This window comes from Citrobacter sp. Cpo126 (assembly GCF_030332445.1).
GTDB classification, from domain to species: Bacteria; Pseudomonadota; Gammaproteobacteria; order Enterobacterales; family Enterobacteriaceae; genus Citrobacter; species Citrobacter portucalensis.
In genome coordinates, this window is the sequence record NZ_JAOWHT010000021.1 from 68,776 (window position 1) to 86,952 (window position 18,177).

15 protein-coding genes and 1 tRNA gene are annotated in these 18,177 nt (G+C 53.3%); 6 read left to right on the forward strand and 10 right to left on the reverse strand.

Annotation, left to right across the window (positions count from 1 at the left end; all coding sequences use genetic code 11):
• Positions 1 to 57: 57 nt before the first annotated feature.
• Complete coding sequence (gene gppA, locus OGY17_RS02310) at positions 58 to 1,539, forward strand: guanosine-5'-triphosphate,3'-diphosphate diphosphatase (protein WP_057067463.1); 1,482 nt, start codon at positions 58 to 60, stop codon at positions 1,537 to 1,539.
• A 51-nt stretch (positions 1,540 to 1,590) separates the two neighbouring features.
• Here the strand turns inward: gppA and rep are convergent, their stop codons facing one another.
• Positions 1,591 to 3,612, reverse strand: a complete 2,022-nt coding sequence (rep, locus tag OGY17_RS02315) for a DNA helicase Rep (protein ID WP_003829018.1) — start codon at positions 3,610 to 3,612, stop codon at positions 1,591 to 1,593.
• Positions 3,613 to 3,696: 84 nt separating this feature from the next.
• Here rep and ppiC point away from each other — a divergent pair, with 84 nt between their 5' ends.
• On the forward strand, positions 3,697 to 3,978 hold the full coding sequence (ppiC, locus tag OGY17_RS02320) for a peptidylprolyl isomerase PpiC (RefSeq protein WP_003017999.1): 282 nt from the start codon (positions 3,697 to 3,699) through the stop codon (positions 3,976 to 3,978).
• An 87-nt stretch (positions 3,979 to 4,065) separates the two neighbouring features.
• On the opposite strand, the gene ilvC is transcribed toward ppiC, so the two are convergent.
• Complete coding sequence (ilvC, locus tag OGY17_RS02325) at positions 4,066 to 5,541, reverse strand: ketol-acid reductoisomerase (RefSeq protein WP_003829020.1); 1,476 nt, start codon at positions 5,539 to 5,541, stop codon at positions 4,066 to 4,068.
• A 164-nt stretch (positions 5,542 to 5,705) separates the two neighbouring features.
• On the opposite strand from ilvC, the gene ilvY reads away from it, so the two are divergent.
• Both ilvY and fabV read left to right on the forward strand, forming a co-directional pair.
• On the forward strand, positions 5,706 to 6,608 hold the full coding sequence (gene ilvY, locus OGY17_RS02330; RefSeq protein WP_003829023.1) for an HTH-type transcriptional activator IlvY: 903 nt from the start codon (positions 5,706 to 5,708) through the stop codon (positions 6,606 to 6,608).
• 172 nt (positions 6,609 to 6,780) lie between these two features.
• On the forward strand, positions 6,781 to 7,974 hold the full coding sequence (gene fabV / locus OGY17_RS02335; RefSeq protein WP_008787067.1) for an enoyl-ACP reductase FabV: 1,194 nt from the start codon (positions 6,781 to 6,783) through the stop codon (positions 7,972 to 7,974).
• A 63-nt stretch (positions 7,975 to 8,037) separates the two neighbouring features.
• Here fabV and ilvA read toward each other — a convergent pair whose 3' ends face one another.
• The 6 genes from ilvA to ilvL form a co-directional block, all read right to left on the reverse strand.
• Complete coding sequence (gene ilvA, locus OGY17_RS02340) at positions 8,038 to 9,582, reverse strand: threonine ammonia-lyase, biosynthetic (RefSeq protein WP_003018007.1); 1,545 nt, start codon at positions 9,580 to 9,582, stop codon at positions 8,038 to 8,040.
• 5 nt (positions 9,583 to 9,587) lie between these two features.
• Positions 9,588 to 11,438 (reverse strand): dihydroxy-acid dehydratase, encoded by a 1,851-nt coding sequence (gene ilvD / locus OGY17_RS02345; RefSeq protein ID WP_008787065.1) that lies wholly within the window; start codon positions 11,436 to 11,438, stop codon positions 9,588 to 9,590.
• Between the two features lie 158 nt (positions 11,439 to 11,596).
• Positions 11,597 to 12,526, reverse strand: coding sequence for a branched-chain amino acid transaminase (locus OGY17_RS02350; RefSeq protein ID WP_003829030.1), 930 nt, complete (start codon positions 12,524 to 12,526; stop codon positions 11,597 to 11,599).
• A gap of 17 nt (positions 12,527 to 12,543) precedes the next feature.
• Positions 12,544 to 12,807 (reverse strand): acetolactate synthase 2 small subunit, encoded by a 264-nt coding sequence (gene ilvM / locus OGY17_RS02355; RefSeq protein ID WP_003018017.1) that lies wholly within the window; start codon positions 12,805 to 12,807, stop codon positions 12,544 to 12,546.
• Positions 12,804 to 14,450 (reverse strand): acetolactate synthase 2 catalytic subunit, encoded by a 1,647-nt coding sequence (ilvG, locus tag OGY17_RS02360; protein WP_125363354.1) that lies wholly within the window; start codon positions 14,448 to 14,450, stop codon positions 12,804 to 12,806. The genes ilvM and ilvG overlap by 4 nt, the downstream gene beginning before the upstream one ends.
• Before the next feature lie 139 nt (positions 14,451 to 14,589).
• A complete protein-coding gene (ilvL, locus tag OGY17_RS02365; protein ID WP_001311244.1) occupies positions 14,590 to 14,688 on the reverse strand; it encodes an ilv operon leader peptide in 99 nt (32 codons plus the stop codon).
• A gap of 352 nt (positions 14,689 to 15,040) precedes the next feature.
• On the opposite strand from ilvL, the gene OGY17_RS02370 reads away from it, so the two are divergent.
• Entirely contained in the window at positions 15,041 to 16,561 is a 1,521-nt protein-coding gene (locus tag OGY17_RS02370) for a YifB family Mg chelatase-like AAA ATPase (protein WP_234103797.1), read from the forward strand.
• A gap of 24 nt (positions 16,562 to 16,585) precedes the next feature.
• Here the strand turns inward: OGY17_RS02370 and maoP are convergent, their stop codons facing one another.
• On the reverse strand, positions 16,586 to 16,924 hold the full coding sequence (gene maoP, locus OGY17_RS02375) for a macrodomain Ori organization protein MaoP (RefSeq protein ID WP_003018025.1): 339 nt from the start codon (positions 16,922 to 16,924) through the stop codon (positions 16,586 to 16,588).
• A gap of 106 nt (positions 16,925 to 17,030) precedes the next feature.
• On the opposite strand from maoP, the gene hdfR reads away from it, so the two are divergent.
• A complete protein-coding gene (gene hdfR, locus OGY17_RS02380; RefSeq protein ID WP_008787063.1) occupies positions 17,031 to 17,876 on the forward strand; it encodes an HTH-type transcriptional regulator HdfR in 846 nt (281 codons plus the stop codon).
• A gap of 100 nt (positions 17,877 to 17,976) precedes the next feature.
• Here hdfR and OGY17_RS02385 read toward each other — a convergent pair.
• Positions 17,977 to 18,052 (reverse strand) — tRNA-Trp (locus OGY17_RS02385).
• Positions 18,053 to 18,177: the final 125 nt, after the last annotated feature.

Consider the following 18,177-nt stretch of genomic DNA (forward strand, 5'->3'; position numbering starts at 1 on the left):
AAATGATTCGGGTGAGAGAACGCAGCCAACACAGATACAGGTTGAAGGATGAAGTGTATGAATTCTACTTCGCTGTATGCAGCAATCGATCTCGGCTCGAATAGTTTTCATATGCTGGTTGTACGCGAGGTGGCAGGAAGCATCCAGACGCTCACGCGTATCAAACGCAAAGTGCGTCTGGCCGCTGGACTCAACGGTGACAACGAGCTCTCTGTTGAAGCGATGGAGCGCGGCTGGCAATGCTTGCGCTTGTTTGCAGAACGTCTGCAGGATATTCCGCATCCTCAAATCCGCGTGGTCGCCACGGCAACATTACGCATCGCCGTAAATTCCGATGTGTTTATTGCTAAAGCGCAAGAGATCCTTGGCTGCCCTGTCCAGGTAATTAGCGGTGAAGAAGAAGCGCGACTGATTTATCAAGGTGTGGCCCACACAACCGGCGGTGCCGATCAGCGTCTGGTTGTGGATATTGGTGGCGCCAGCACTGAATTAGTCACCGGTTCCGGCGCACAAACCACCTCTCTGTTCAGCCTGTCGATGGGCTGCGTCACCTGGCTCGAACGTTATTTTACCGATCGTAATCTGGCACAGGATAACTTTGACGAGGCAGAGAAGGCCGCACGTGAAGTTCTGCGCCCGGTCGCCGACAAACTGCGTTTTCATGGCTGGAAAGTTTGCGTTGGTGCCTCTGGTACCGTCCAGGCGTTGCAGGAAATCATGATGGCGCAGGGTATGGATGAGCGCATTACGCTGGCCAAACTTCAGCAGCTTAAGCAGCGCGCCATTCACTGCGGTCGTCTGGAAGAGCTGGAAATCGAAGGGTTAACGCTGGAACGTGCGCTGGTTTTCCCCAGCGGGCTGGCCATTCTGATTGCTATTTTCACCGAACTGAACATTCAATGCATGACCCTGGCCGGCGGCGCATTACGTGAAGGTCTGGTCTACGGCATGCTGCATCTGGCGGTGGATCAGGATATTCGTAGCCGCACATTACGCAATATCCAGCGTCGCTTTATGGTCGATACAGAGCAAGCACATCGCGTTGCCAATTTAGCGACTAAATTTCTCGATCAGGTAGAAAAAAAGTGGCATCTTGAACCGATTAGCCGCGAACTACTGATTAGTGCCTGTCAGCTGCATGAAATTGGCCTGAGCGTTGATTTTAAACAGGCACCACAGCATGCCGCTTATCTGGTGCGCAATCTCGATCTCCCGGGTTTTACCCCTGCGCAAAAGAAACTGCTAGCAACGCTGTTACTCAACCAGACCAACCCCGTCGATCTCTCTTCGCTCCACCAGCAAAACGCAGTGCCACCGCGCATCGCGGAGCATCTTTGCCGTTTGCTACGTTTGGCGATCATCTTCGCCAGCCGTCGCCGTGACGATCTTGTGCCGGAAATTCAAATGGATGCAAGAAACGAGCACCTGACGGTCACGCTACCAGAAGGCTGGCTGGAACATCATCCGCTGGGTAAAGAGTTAATCGATCAGGAAAGTCAGTGGCAAAGCTATGTCCACTGGCCGCTGGACGTTCATTAGATGTTGGTTGCCGGATAGCGCGCGTTTACACGTATCCGGCCTACAAAATACCTACTTCGCTTTGGCTTTCGCCATCATTGCCCGAATATTAGCAATGCTGGCCTGCCCTTTTTGCATCCGCTCCTCAGCGCTCACCACTTTACGCTCTTGTTCCCAGATAACGTCATCCTGTGGCAGCTCCAGCAGGAAACGACTCGGTTCCGGACGCACCAGCTCACCGTACTGACGACGCTCTTTACACAGCGTGAAGATGAGTTCTTTCTGTGCACGCGTAATCCCTACGTAAGCCAGACGACGTTCTTCGTCGATATTGTCTTCATCGATACTGCTCTGGTGCGGCAAAAATCCTTCTTCCATTCCCACCATAAACACGTAAGGGAACTCCAGCCCTTTTGAGGCATGCAGCGTCATCAACTGCACCTGATCCAGCTCTTCTTCACTCTCTCCACGCTCCATCATGTCGCGCAGGGTAAAGCGGGTAACGACCTGGGTCAGGGTCATCGGCTCTTCCAGCTCACTGCCTTCCAGCATCTCCGTCATCCAGCTGAACAACGTATTGACGTTTTTCATACGCATTTCAGCCGCTTTCGGGCTCGGCGAGGTTTCATACAGCCAGGATTCGTAATCAATACCGTGGATCAGATCGCGCACAGCGGCAACCGGTTCGCGCTCCGCCAGGCGCTGAATTTCACCCAGCCAGTGCGTAAAGCGGGTCAGAGAGTCATACCCGCGCCCGGTCAGTGTCTGGCTAAGACCCATATCAAAGCTGGCGGTAAACAGGCTTTTATTACGCGTCATCGCCCATTCACCCAACTTTTGCAGCGTGGCCGGACCGATTTCACGCTTTGGCGTGTTTACGATGCGCAAAAATGCGCTGTCGTCATCCGGGTTGCTCAGCACGCGCAGGTAGGCCAGCAAATCTTTAATCTCCGGACGCGAGAAGAACGATGTTCCGCCGGAGATTTTGTACGGGATACGGTTCTGCATCAGAAACTTTTCGAACACGCGCGACTGATGATTACCGCGATAAAGGATGGCGTAGTCTTTATATTGCGTCTTGTTCACAAAGTGATGGGCAATTAATTCCCCGGTCACGCGTTCCGCTTCGTGCTCTTCATTATTGGCACTCAGCACCTTCAGCTCAGCACCGTAACCCAACTCGGAAAAGAGCCGCTTTTCAAAGACGTGTGGATTGTTCGCAATGAGGATGTTCGCCGCTTTCAGGATGCGACCTGATGAACGGTAGTTTTGCTCCAGCTTCACCACCTGCAAAGCCGGAAAATCTTTGCTCAACAGTACCAGGTTCTGTGGACGGGCGCCGCGCCAGGAGTAGATCGACTGATCGTCATCGCCCACGACGGTAAAGCGCGCACGTTTCCCTACCAGCAACTTCACCAGCTCGTACTGGCTGGTGTTGGTATCCTGATATTCATCCACCAGCAGGTAGCGGATTCTGTTTTGCCAGCGCTCACGCACTTCTTCATTGCGCTGTAGCAGCAGAGTAGGAAGCAGGATAAGATCGTCAAAATCGAGGACGTTACACGCCTTCATATGCGCGTCATACAGACCATAGCAGTGGGCAAAAATACGATCGCGCTCGCCCTTTGCGCTGGCTGCCGCCTGCGCCGGAGTCATCAGATCGTTTTTCCAGTTGGAGATCGTCGAGATCAGCTGCTGGAGAATAAGCTTATCGTCTTCGATTAGCCCTTCGGTCAGTTCCTTAAGCAAGGCCACCTGGTCAGTATCGTCAAACAACGAGAAGTTAGATTTCATCCCCAGCGCCGCGTATTCACGCTTAATGATATCCAGTCCCAGGGTGTGGAAGGTGGAGATCATCAACCCACGCGCCTCTTTACGACCCAGCGTTTGCGCCACGCGCTCTTTCATCTCGCGCGCAGCCTTATTGGTAAAGGTCACTGCCGCAATATGTCGTGCCTGATAGCCACATTCACGGATCAGATGGGCTATTTTGTTGGTGATAACACGCGTCTTGCCGGAACCCGCTCCCGCCAGCACCAGGCAAGGTCCGGTGACGAATTCGACGGCTTGTTGTTGTCCGGGGTTCAAACGCATAAAGGGTCACTCATGAAAGTCGGGAGGGGAGAATAACAGCGTGGTAGTATAGCCAGCCTTAACCACCCCACTCAAGGCACGATCATGGCAAAAACAGCAGCAGCAGTGCATATCCTTGTTAAAGAAGAGAAACTGGCATTGGATCTTCTGGAACAGATTAAAAACGGCGCCGACTTCGGCAAACTGGCGAAGAAACACTCCATCTGCCCATCAGGCAAACGCGGCGGTGATTTAGGCGAATTCCGTCAGGGCCAGATGGTTCCGGCGTTCGACAAAGTGGTCTTTTCCTGCCCTGTGCTGGAGCCAACCGGCCCGCTGCACACTCAGTTCGGCTACCACATCATTAAAGTGCTGTACCGTAACTAAAAAAGCCGGGTGGCGGCTACGCCTTACCCGGCCTACATTTTACGATTTTGTAGGTCGGGTAAGCGAAGCGCCACCCGACAAGATTTATTAGCCTGCGACCGCAATGCGCTTCATATCGGTCATGTAGCCACGCAGTTTCTGGCCCACTTTCTCGATAGCATGGCCGCGAATCGCATCGTTCACGTCACGCAGTTGCGCGTTGTCTACCGCGCCTTCAGCAATCGCTTTGCCCAGGTCGCCGGTCTGCAGGGTGGTCATGAACTCTTTCAGCAGCGGTACGCAAGCGTAAGAGAACAGGTAGTTGCCGTATTCTGCGGTATCAGAGATAACCACGTTCATTTCGTACAGACGCTTACGGGCAATAGTGTTGGCGATCAGCGGCAGTTCGTGCAGTGATTCGTAGTAAGCAGATTCTTCGATGATGCCGGAATCCACCATGGTTTCGAACGCCAGCTCAACGCCCGCTTTCACCATCGCAATCATCAGAACGCCTTTATCAAAGTATTCCTGCTCGCCGATTTTACCGTCGAACTGGGCAGCGGTTTCGAACGCGGTTTTGCCGGTCTCTTCACGCCAGGTCAGCAGTTTCTTATCGTCGTTGGCCCAGTCAGCCATCATGCCGGAAGAGAATTCACCGGAGATGATGTCGTCCATGTGTTTCTGGAACAGCGGCGCCATGATCTCTTTCAGCTGTTCGGACAGCGCGTAAGCACGCAGTTTCGCCGGGTTAGACAGACGGTCCATCATCAGAGTGATGCCGCCCTGCTTCAGCGCTTCGGTGATGGTTTCCCAGCCGAACTGAATCAGTTTTTCAGCATATGCCGGGTCAGTACCCTCTTCCACCAGCTTATCGAAGCACAGCAGAGAACCGGCCTGCAGCATACCGCACAGGATAGTCTGCTCACCCATCAGGTCAGATTTCACTTCCGCAACGAAGGAGGACTCCAGCACACCCGCACGGTGACCGCCAGTAGCCGCAGCCCAAGCTTTAGCGATCGCCATGCCTTCGCCTTTCGGATCGTTTTCCGGGTGAACGGCGATCAGGGTCGGTACGCCGAAACCACGTTTGTACTCTTCACGCACTTCTGTACCCGGACATTTCGGTGCCACCATCACAACAGTGATGTCTTTACGGATCTGCTCGCCAACTTCCACGATGTTGAAGCCGTGGGAGTAACCCAGCGCTGCACCGTCTTTCATCAGCGGCTGTACAGAACGCACAACGTCGGAGTGCTGCTTGTCCGGAGTCAGGTTAACCACCAGATCAGCCTGCGGGATCAGCTCTTCGTAGGTACCCACTTTGAAGCCGTTTTCGGTCGCTTTACGCCAGGAAGCACGCTTCTCAGCAATGGCTTCTTTACGCAGTGCGTAGGAGATATCCAGACCGGAGTCACGCATGTTCAGGCCCTGGTTCAGACCCTGGGCGCCACAGCCGACGATGACCACTTTTTTACCCTGAAGGTAGCTCGCACCATCGGCGAATTCGTCGCGACCCATAAAGCGACATTTACCCAGCTGTGCCAACTGCTGGCGCAGGTTCAGTGTATTAAAGTAGTTAGCCATGATGGTGTACTCCGTGATGTTGTGTTGTGGTGCTTATTATTCGGTTCGCAGATTTGTATTTGCGAGATTGAATCCACATTACAACAGGAAATTTATTGCGGAAATTGATATATTCACAACGTCACATTGCAATTTATGCAACGTAGAAAATCGGAGGCTCGTCTGTGGATTTACGCGATCTGAAAATGTTCCTGCATTTGGCTGAAAGTCGTCACTTTGGCCGCAGCGCGCGGGCAATGCACGTCAGCCCATCCACGCTTTCCCGGCAGATTCAGCGCCTCGAAGAAGACCTCGGCCAGCCGCTGTTTGTGCGCGATAACCGTACGGTTACGCTGACCGAAGCAGGTGAAGAGCTGCGCGTGTTTGCCCAACAGACGCTGTTGCAGTACCAGCAGTTACGCCACACCTTAGATCAACAAGGGCCGTCGCTGTCGGGCGAACTGCATATCTTCTGTTCGGTAACTGCCGCCTACAGCCATCTGCCGCCAATCCTTGACCGTTTCCGCGCCGAGCATCCGTCAGTGGAAATTAAGCTCACCACCGGCGACGCCGCCGATGCGATGGATAAAGTGGTCACTGGTGAAGCCGATCTGGCAATTGCCGGTAAGCCCGAAACGCTGCCTGGCGCGGTGGCGTTCTCGATGCTGGAGAATCTGACGGTTGTGTTGATCGCTCCGGCGCTGCCCTGCCCGGTGCGTAATCAGGTATCGGTCGATAAGCCGGACTGGTCGACGGTGCCGTTTATCATGGCCGATCAGGGTCCGGTACGCCGCCGTATCGAGCTGTGGTTCCGCCGTCACAAAATCAGCAACCCATCAATTTACGCCACGGTGGGTGGTCACGAAGCGATGGTCTCAATGGTGGCGCTGGGCTGCGGCGTAGCTCTGCTGCCGGAAGTGGTGCTAGAAAACAGCCCGGAGCCGGTGCGTAATCGCGTGATGATTTTAGAGCGCAGTGACGAAAAAACACCGTTCGAGCTTGGCGTCTGCGCTCCGAAAAAGCGACTGCATGAACCGCTGATCGACGCGTTTTGGAAGATTGTTCTGGAACGTAAATCCGCAGAGTAGCGCCAGCGTCAGGTCTAAAATCAGTGGTAGATTCAGTATTGGCGCTCCTTTTCTGTATAATGTCGTGATCCATTGTAGTGGGGGGCTTGTTAACCATCGCGTTAAGCAGGCCAGAACAGACGGTGTCATTGCGCACTTGACAGCGAAAATACAAACTTAATTAGCCATCATTATGATAATCAAACCAAAAATTCGTGGATTCATCTGTACAACGACCCATCCGACTGGCTGCAAAGTCAACGTGGAAAAGCAGATCGAGTATGTTAAGCAGAACGGGAAAATCGAGAACGGCCCGTCTCGCGTGCTGGTGATCGGTGCTTCCACCGGTTACGGTCTGGCTTCCAGAATTTCCGCCGCCTTTGGCAGCGGTGCCGCCACTATCGGCGTATTTTTCGAAAAACCGGGCACGGATACCAAACCAGGTTCCGCAGGCTGGTATAACTCTGCAGCTTTCGACGAAGCGGCCAAGCGTGAAGGTCTGTACTCCAAAAGCATCAACGGCGATGCGTTCTCTGACGAATGCCGTGATGAAGTGATCAAACTGATCAAAGAAGACCTGGGTCAGATTGACCTGGTGGTTTACTCACTGGCTTCCCCAGTGCGTAAAATGCCGAAAACCGGTGAAATCGTCCGTTCAGCGCTGAAGCCAATCGGTGAGGTTTACACCTCTAAAGCGATCGATACCAACAAAGATCAGATCATCACCGCCAGCATTGAGCCGGCAACCGAAGAAGAAGTTCAGAACACCGTCACCGTCATGGGCGGCGAAGACTGGGAACTGTGGATGGGCGCGCTGAGCGAAGCGGGCGTGCTGGCTGATGGCGTGAAAACCGTAGCCTACTCCTACATCGGTACCGACCTGACCTGGCCAATCTACTGGCACGGCGCGCTGGGCAAAGCGAAAGAAGACCTCGATCGCGCGGCGGGAGAACTGCGTAACCAGCTGGCACCGCTGAACGGTTCCGCTAACGTTGCCGTACTGAAGTCCGTCATCACCCAGGCATCTTCTGCGATTCCGGTAATGCCACTGTACATCTCCATGGTCTTCAAGCTGATGAAAGCGCAGGGGATTCACGAAGGTTGTATTGAGCAGATCAACCGTCTGATGACCACCAGCCTGTACGGCGATAAAGTGGCGCTTGATGACAACCAGCGTATCCGTATGGATGACTGGGAACTGCGTGACGACATTCAGCAGGCATGTCGCGATCTGTGGCCGCTGATCACTACCGAAAACCTGGCGCAAGAAACTGACTATGCAGGATACAAGCAGGAATTCCTGAATCTGTTCGGTTTTGCCCTCGACGGTGTGGATTACGATGCTGACGTGAATACCGAAGTCGAATTCGACGTTATCACGCTGTAATCTGCTGATACAGTAGCAAAAAGGGTTCATGTTTTTACATGAACCCTTTTTTAATGGCTGTCGTTAACCCGCCAGGAAGAACCTGAACGCCGGGTTATGTGTTTCATCATGACAGTCATAACCCAGTTCATTCAGCCGCGTTTCGAAATCAGGCTCGTGTTCACCCAACTCAAACGCCGCCAGCACACGACCATAGTCAGTGCCGTGACTGCGATAGTGGAACAATGAAATATTCCAGTGCGTCCCCAGGGTATGCAGGAATTTGAGCAACGCCCCCGGCGACTCCGGAAATTCGAAGCTATAAAGACGTTCCTGTAAGGGTTTCGACGGACGTCCACCGACCATATAGCGCACGTGTAGCTTCGCCATCTCGTCATCAGACAGATCCACCACGCTATAGCCGCCCTCATTGAGCAGTTGCAGGATTTCCTTACGCTCTTCCAGCCCACGGCTCAGACGTACGCCGACAAAAATGCAGGCGTCTTTCGCATCAGCAAAGCGGTAGTTAAACTCGGTCACCGAGCGCCCGCCCAGCAGTTGGCAAAACTTCAGGAAGCTGCCCTTTTCTTCCGGGATGGTCACGGCCAGCAAGGCTTCGCGCTGTTCCCCCAGCTCGCAACGTTCGGAAACGTAGCGCAGGCCGTGGAAGTTAACGTTAGCGCCGGAAAGAACATGCGCCAGGCGCTCGCCGCGAATATTATGCTGGGCGATGTATTTTTTCATCCCCGCCAGCGCCAGCGCCCCGGAAGGCTCCGCCACCGCGCGTACATCTTCGAACAGGTCTTTCATTGCCGCGCAAATAGCATCGCTATCCACGGTAATAATATCGTCGAGGTATTCCTGGCACAGACGGAAGGTTTCATCGCCAATACGTTTCACCGCCACGCCTTCGGCAAAGAGACCCACTCGCGGCAGATCCACCGGATGACCGGCATCCAGCGCCGCTTTCAGACAGGCCGAATCTTCGGCTTCCACGGCAATCACTTTGATTTGCGGCATCAGCTGTTTAATTAGCACCGCAACACCTGCCGCCAGACCGCCGCCGCCAACTGGTACGAATACGCGATCGAGATGCGCGTCCTGCTGGAGCAGCTCCAGCGCCAGCGTGCCCTGCCCGGCAATCACCATCGGATGATCGAACGGCGGCACCCAGGTAAAACCCTGCTGCTGCGACAATTCAATCGCTTTGGCTTTGGCTTCATCAAAGTTCGCGCCGTGCAGCAGCACTTCTCCGCCGAAGCCGCGAACGGCGTCGACTTTGATATCGGCGGTAGCCGTTGGCATGACAATCAGCGCCTTCACGCCTAATCGCGCAGAAGAGAACGCGACGCCCTGAGCATGATTACCAGCCGATGCGGTAATGACGCCATGCGCTTTTTGCTCTTCGGTCAAGCCCGCCATCATGGCATAGGCACCGCGTAGCTTGAAGCTGTGAACGGGTTGACGGTCTTCGCGCTTCACCAGAATGACGTTGTCGAGGCGCGAAGAGAGTTTTTCCATTTTCTGTAGCGGCGTTACCTGTGCCGCTTCGTATACCGGCGCACGCAGTACCGCTCTGAGATACTCGGCGCCCTCAGGAGCGCCGGATAGAGGTTGTGAATCCGCCATGGTCATTATCCCCCGAGCTTCGACTTATCGCGCACCGCACCTTTGTCGGCACTGGTTGCCAGGCTGGCGTAGGCGCGCAGTGCAAAGGAGACCTGACGCTGACGATCTTTTGGCGTCCAGGCTTTGTCACCGCGAGCTTCCTGCGCTTCACGGCGCGCAGCGATTTCCGCATCACTCAGTTGCAGTTGAATACCACGATTCGGGATATCGATGGCAATCATGTCACCATCTTCGATAATCGCGATATTACCGCCGCTGGCCGCTTCCGGAGAAACGTGACCAATGGAAAGCCCCGAAGTACCGCCGGAGAAACGACCATCGGTAATCAGCGCGCAAGCCTTACCGAGGCCCATCGATTTCAGGAAGGTGGTGGGGTAGAGCATTTCCTGCATGCCAGGCCCGCCTTTCGGCCCTTCGTAGCGAATGACAACCACGTCGCCAGCCACCACTTTACCGCCGAGGATGGCTTCAACCGCATCGTCCTGGCTTTCATACACTTTTGCCGGGCCGGTGAATTTCAGGATGCTGTCATCCACGCCTGCGGTTTTTACAATACAGCCGTTTTCCGCGAAGTTACCGTACAGAACTGCCAGACCGCCGTCTTTGCTGTAAGCGTGCTCCAGCGAGCGAATGCAGCCTTCAGCGCGGTCGTCATCCAGCGTATCCCAACGGCAATCCTGTGAGAATGCCTGGGTTGTACGAATGCCGGCCGGGCCAGCACGGAACATTTTTTTCACCGCGTCGTCTTTGGTCAACATCACGTCATACCGATCGAGCGTTTGCGGCAGAGTCAGCCCCAGCACGTTTTTCACGTCTCGGTTCAGCAGTCCAGCACGATCCAGTTCGCCTAAAATACCCAGTACGCCGCCTGCGCGGTGCACGTCTTCCATATGGTATTTCTGCGTACTCGGCGCCACTTTACACAGCTGCGGGACTTTGCGGGACAGCTTGTCGATATCACTCATGGTGAAGTCGATTTCCGCTTCCTGCGCGGCCGCCAGCAGGTGCAGAACGGTATTGGTGGAGCCGCCCATGGCGATATCCAGCGTCATGGCGTTCTCAAACGCTGCCTTGCTGGCAATGTTGCGCGGCAGGGCGGAGGCATCATCCTGCTCGTAATAACGTTTGGTCAGCTCGACGATGCGCTGGCCTGCAGTGAGGAAAAGTTCTTTACGGTCGGCGTGAGTCGCCAACAGCGAACCGTTACCTGGCTGTGACAGGCCCAGCGCTTCGGTCAGGCAGTTCATCGAGTTAGCGGTGAACATACCGGAACAGGAGCCGCAGGTCGGACAGGCGGAACGTTCAACCTGCTCGCTTTGTGAGTCGGAAACTTTCGGGTCAGCGCCCTGAATCATCGCATCAACCAGGTCGAGCTTGATGATTTGGTCAGAGAGCTTGGTTTTCCCGGCTTCCATCGGACCGCCGGAAACAAAGATCACCGGAATATTCAGGCGCAAAGAGGCCATTAACATCCCGGGGGTGATTTTGTCGCAGTTGGAGATGCAGACCATCGCATCGGCGCAGTGGGCGTTAACCATGTACTCAACGGAGTCAGCGATCAGCTCACGCGATGGCAGTGAATACAGCATGCCGCCATGGCCCATGGCGATACCATCATCCACAGCAATGGTGTTGAACTCTTTCGCCACGCCGCCTGAGGCTTCGATTTGTTCGGCAACCAGCTTACCGAGATCGCGCAGGTGGACGTGACCCGGCACAAACTGGGTAAAGGAGTTCACCACAGCGATAATCGGTTTACCGAAGTCATCATCGGTCATCCCGGTGGCGCGCCACAATGCGCGGGCACCCGCCATATTGCGGCCGTGGGTGGTGGTAGCAGAACGATACTTAGGCATGCTTGATTAACTCCCGTCTGTCTTTCCCCTGCATACTTCACGCCGCAGGTGCGTTGGCCGCCTCGCTCACCCCAGTCACTTACTACAGTAAGCTCCTGGGACTTGCTGCGTTGCCGTCTTCCTGCAACGTGAATTATTTAGGGGAAATATTAATTTTGTTATTGGTTTACTGAATCCAACCAGCCGTATTTATCTTCCGTTTCACCGGTGAAGAGGCCAAAGAAGGCCTGCTGGATGCGTTTGGTGACCGGACCGCAGCGGCCTTCGCCCACCTGGATACCATCGACACTGCGTACTGGGGTGATTTCAGCCGCGGTACCGGACATGAACACTTCGTCAGCCAGGTACAGTGATTCACGGGACAACACCTGCTCACGTACTTCGATATCGAGATCTTTCGCCAGCTTAATGATCGCGTCACGGGTAATACCCGGCAGTGCAGAAGAGGTAAACGGCGGGGTAAACAGAATGCCGTCTTTTACTTCAAACAGGTTTTCGCCCGCACCTTCGGAGATGTAGCCATTCACGTCCAGCGCAATGCCTTCCTGATAGCCATGACGACGCGCTTCGCTACCCACCAGCAGCGAAGACAGATAGTTACCACCCGCTTTAGCAGCAGTAGGAATGGTGTTCGGCGCAACGCGGTTCCAGGAAGAAACCATCGCGTCGATCCCCTGCTCCAGTGCTTCAGCACCGAGGTAAGCGCCCCACGGGAACGCGGCGATGATCACGTCAGTGGTGTATCCCGCTGGCGGGTTAACGCCCATCCCCACGTCGCCAACAAACACCAGCGGACGAATATAGGCGCTGGTCAGATTGTTTTTACGAATCACCTCGCGGCAAGCTTCCATCAGCTCATCAACGCTCTGAGAAACCGGAAAACGATAGATCTTGGCTGAATCACGCAGACGCTGCATATGTTCGCGATGACGGAACACCACCGGCCCTTTGTGAGAATCGTAGCAACGGATGCCTTCGAATACTGAAGTACCGTAGTGCAGCGCGTGGGACATCACGTGAACCTTCGCGTCTTCCCAACGAATCATCTCGCCATTAGACCAAATGTAATCAGCTTTTTTCGTCGTCATTTTTCTTCCTTTTGCGCTCAGGCGCGGATTTGTTGTGATGTGGTTGTGCTCTGGCAGATAGCAACGTGTGCAACGTCTACCAGTTTACTTAACTGACTAAACAGTAAGTCGACCGACCGGGGGCTGGCAACGGTCAATTCGATATTTATATTTTGCGCATCGCTGGCGGCTTCCATATTCATGGAGCACACCTGAAAACCACGATGGCGTACCACGCGTAAAACACGTTCTAACGTTTCCGGATTGAAACGAGCCTCAACGGCGACCTGATGTTGCATCATGATAATTTCTCCAGCATTTCTGAGTTACTGGCACCTGGCGGTACCAGAGGCCAGACATTCTCAAGTTCGTCGATTGAGACATGAAGCAGGTATGGCCCCTCGCTGTTCAGCATGGTGTCGAGTGCCGCTTCAACCTGGTCTTTACGGGTGATGTGTTGACCTGGTATGCCGAAGGCGCTGGCCAACATGAGGAAATCGGGGTTATCGGTAAGGGTGGTTTCGCTATAACGTTCCTGGAAAAACAGCTGCTGCCATTGTCGCACCATGCCTAACCGCTGGTTGTCGAGTAAGACTATTTTCAGCGGCAACTGCTTGCGTTTTACGGTGCCCAGTTCCTGTACATTCATCATGAAGGAACCGTCACCGGAGATACAGATTACCGTATCGTTCGGGCGAGCAACCTGCGCGCCAACAGCTGCTGGCAGGCCAAAGCCCATCGTACCCAGGCCGCTCGAGGTGATGAAATTTTCCGGGCGGGTGTAGGTCATATGCTGCGCCGACCACATCTGATGCTGACCAACATCCGTTGTCACTACGCTGTCTGCGGGTTTGCGATCGGACAACTGCTTCAACAACAGTGGCGCGTAGATAGCCTCACCGGGATGATCATAGCGCCAGGTATGCTCTGTGCGCAGTTCAGCGCTATGCTGACGCCATGCGTCAATCTTCAGAGATTGCTGCAATGCCGGCAGCAGAGAATTTAAATCACCCTGCAGGGCGACGTGCGCCTGGCGCAGCTTGTTCATTTCCGCAGGGTCGATATCCATGTGGATCACGCTGGCGTTCGGCGCGAAGGTATTCAGCTTGCCGGTCACCCGGTCATCAAAACGCGCGCCCACGGCAATCAGTAAATCACATTCTTGCACCGCGAAATTTGCCGCTTTAGTGCCATGCATTCCCAACATACCCAAATAGTATGGGTAGTCAGCTTCTACTGCGCCCAGACCTTTCAGCGTGCAGGCGACCGGCATTTGGGTTACCGCGATAAATTCACGCAGGGCCGGGACCGCCTGCGCCATACCAACGCCGCCACCGACGTACAGGATCGGTTTTTGCGCCTGCGCCAGCATTTTACGCGCCTGCTCAACGTCAGCGTGCGGGAAAACCTCTACGCTTTCGACGGTCGTAAAATACGGCTCCAGCGTACCGCTTGCCAGCTGGATATCTTTCGGGATATCAACCAAAACCGGACCCGGACGACCGGAGTTCGCCACAGCGAAAGCCTCTGCCATGATGCGCGGCAGCTCTTCCAGTGACTGCACCAGGAAACTGTGTTTGGTGCAGGACAAAGACATACCCAGAACGTCCACTTCCTGGAACGCATCCGTTCCGATGAAAGGTGAGGCCACCTGACCGGTGATCGCCACCACAGGAACAGAATCTAACAGCGCATCGGCGAGTCCGGTGATCAGGTTGGTAGCGCCAGGACCTGAAGTGGCGATACACACGCCGGTTTTACCGGTCGCACGGGCATAGCCAATTGCCGCCATTGCCGCACCCTGCTCGTGTCGGCACAACAGGTGTTCTACGCCGCCGTCATACAACGCATCGTAAACCGGCATAATTGCGCCACCAGGATAACCAAAGACGGTTTGAACCCCTTGTGCACGCAACGCATGTACCACCCACTGTGCCCCATTCATAGTTACATCCCCGCCGTAAATCTTGAGAAACAGAATTTTATGCTACCGTCCACTTTCTGCTCCTCATGTATGTTTTTAAGGTCAAAAAAAACCCCCGGACCTTTCGGTGCGGGGGTCTTAGTTCGTTAAGGCTTGTTTTCTAAGCCTTTCCTCGTCCAAGTGCAGCCCCGCACGGTGGGATAATAATCACCACCACGCTAATCACGACCAGGCTAATCACTCGTAGAAGGGCTGTCATTTTTGTATTTTCTTGCATCTTGTTCGAAGGAATACCTAAAGAGTTACCATAGAATTTGCAAATGACACAAGATATTTTTTTATTCGTTTTTCTGACGCCGTTAACGGTTTAGATAAATATCGTTGTTTTTTATACAAAAAATCAAAAGTGAAAATATTTCACTTTTCAGGTGATTCTCGGCAACCCGTTCCCTACTAAAAACGTTATTCAAAAGCGTTTGCGAGCGCTATTCCAGGCTTTATGCAAGCAGTATTGAGCTACATAAAAACACAGGAATAAGCCTCTAAAAACCGTAATTATGTGAAATCTTGCCGCGATGTATTGCGACATAATGCTTTCATCAGGAGGGCTTATGTCACTATCGATTGTTCACACACGCGCTGCGCTGGGCGTGAATGCGCCAGCCATTACCATCGAGGTACATATCAGCAATGGTTTGCCTGGTTTAACCATGGTGGGATTACCCGAAACAACGGTAAAAGAGGCTCGCGATCGAGTTCGCAGTGCGATTATTAATAGCGGTTATGAATTCCCGGCGAAGAAGATAACCATAAACCTCGCTCCAGCCGATCTCCCGAAAGAAGGGGGACGATATGATTTACCTATCGCAGTTGCGCTTCTGGCAGCGTCTGAGCAGCTTACAACCCATATCCTCGATACATATGAGCTGGTAGGCGAATTAGCGCTTACAGGCGCGTTACGCGGCGTTCCCGGTGCGATATCAAGTGCAACTGAAGCTATTCGCGCAGGCAGGAGAATTATTGTCGCAAAAGAGAATGCAGCTGAAGTGGGACTGATACACGGTGAAGGGTGCCTGATAGCCGATCATCTACAGGCCGTATGCGCATTTCTCGAAGGTAAGCATGATTTAGACAGACCATCATCGGCAGATTTTACCCCCTGCGCATTAGCAGATGATCTGAGCGATGTTATCGGCCAGGAACAGGGTAAACGCGGGCTGGAGCTTACCGCAGCTGGCGGTCATAACCTCTTACTCATCGGGCCGCCGGGAACGGGTAAGACCATGCTGGCCAGTCGCCTGAGAGGATTGCTTCCGCCACTGAGCAATGATGAAGCACTGGAAAGCGCCGCGATTCTAAGTCTGGTCAATTCCGACACGCTACAAAAACAGTGGAAACAACGCCCTTTTCGTTCGCCGCATCACAGTGCTTCATTAACTGCCATGGTCGGTGGCGGCTCTATTCCTGCGCCAGGCGAGATATCTCTGGCGCATAACGGCATACTGTTTCTGGATGAACTTCCCGAGTTTGAGCGGCGCACGCTGGATGCACTGCGAGAGCCCATTGAGTCCGGGCAGATTCATTTATCCCGCACTCGGGCAAAAATAACTTACCCCGCGCGTTTTCAGCTTATTGCTGCCATGAATCCCAGCCCAACAGGACATTATCAGGGGAACCATAACCGCTGTACCCCAGAGCAGACACTACGCTACCTCAATCGATTATCAGGCCCATTTCTTGACCGCTTCGATCTCTCCCTCGAAATCCCCTTACCGCCGCCCGGCATACTCAGCCAGAGCCAGGTAAAAGGGGAAGATAGCGCAACGGTGAAGCAACGCGTTATAGCAGCACGAGAGCGTCAGTATCGGCGGCAGAATAAGTTAAATGCGCAACTGGACAGTCAGGATATCCATAAATACTGTCCACTGCGTAGCGACGATGCGCAGTGGCTTGAAGAAACGCTCGCGCATCTCGGATTATCCATCCGCGCTTGGTTACGCCTGATAAAGGTCGCTCGAACGATCGCGGATATAGAACAATCTGACCATATCTCTCGCCAGCACTTACAGGAGGCTGTTGGGTATCGGGCGATAGACAGATTACTCATTCATTTGCAGAAACTACTGGCATAAAAAAAGGGCTTTCGCCCTTTTTTATTAATCATCAGATTCGGTGTAGTCTTCCGCACCTTCCACCTGAGGTTTCCCACCAGACAGCGTGTGGAAGCGTTTTGGACGCTTAATGCGCGTCATGTATTTGGACCACACACGTTCAGCTTCGGTAACCGGTTCGCGCTCACCACGGCATACCGCAACAAACAGTTTTTCTTCTTCCGTTACCGGCTCACGCTTGCCCAGATCCAGCTCGTTGAAAGCATAACCGTGACGCTCAAGCAGTTGTGCTTCTTTAATGGTGAAATCACCATGACGGGAGAATCCGCGGGGATAATATTTATTATCGAAATATCGATTAGTCGTCGTAAAGCTTTCCGCCATCCTGCACGCTCCTAATTCTTTGGCCGAGCTATTTATGGCGCGGAGTATTAGTTACGCTTGACAGAGCGTCAAACAAAAGATTTAAATCATAACGACAAATAATTTTATGGAGCGAGTTGTGGATACGGAATTGTTAAAAACTTTCCTGGAAGTTAGCCGGACACGCCACTTTGGCAGGGCTGCTGAAGCGCTCTATCTGACCCAATCAGCGGTTAGTTTTCGGATCAGACAACTGGAAAATCAATTGGGTGTAAACCTGTTCACCCGACACAGAAACAATATCCGCTTAACCGCTGCAGGTGAAAAATTATTACCTTACGCTGAAACGCTGATGAATACGTGGCAAGCAGCACGTAAGGAGGTTGCGAATACCTCGCGGCATAACGAGTTTTCTATTGGTGCCAGCGCATCCCTCTGGGAATGCATGCTTAATGGCTGGCTGGGGCGTTTATACCAATCCCAGGAGCCACAATCCAGCCTGCAATTTGAAGCGAGGATCGCGCAGCGACAGTCGTTAGTAAAACAGCTTCATGAGCGACAGCTTGATCTATTGATTACTACCGAAACGCCCAAAATGGACGAATTTAGCAGCCAACTGTTGGGATATTTCACGCTGGCGCTCTATTGCAGTTCTCCTTCACAAACCAAAGATGAACTGAATTATCTGCGTCTGGAATGGGGACCTGACTTTCAGCAACACGAGGCTGGATTGATTGCGGGAGATGAAGTGCCGGTACTTACCACCAGTTCGGCAGAATTAGCCAGGCAGCAACTTTCAGTCCTCAAAGGTTTTAGCTGGCTACCGGTCAGCTGGGCTAAAGGTAAAAGCGATCTCCATACGGTTACCGACAGTACAACGCTTTCACGCCCGTTATATGCAGTTTGGCTGCAAAATAGCGATAAACATGCGCTGATTTGCGATCTGCTGAGAACGAATATTCTGGAAGATTAAGGAAAACGCTGGCAAGGATGCCGGGAGTAAAATAGAAAGAAGGAAAAACTCAAATTACAGGTAAAAAAAAATCCTTAGCAATAATGCTAAGGATTGTTTCTGGCAGGGGCGGAGAGACTCGAACTCGCGACACCCGGTTTTGGAGACCGGTGCTCTACCAACTGAGCTACGCCCCTAAATCTTCTTATCATTAAGCCTGCTTAGTAGCAGGCTTAATTTTCTAATAAGTGGCGGAACGGACGGGACTCGAACCCGCGACCCCCTGCGTGACAGGCAGGTATTCTAACCAACTGAACTACCG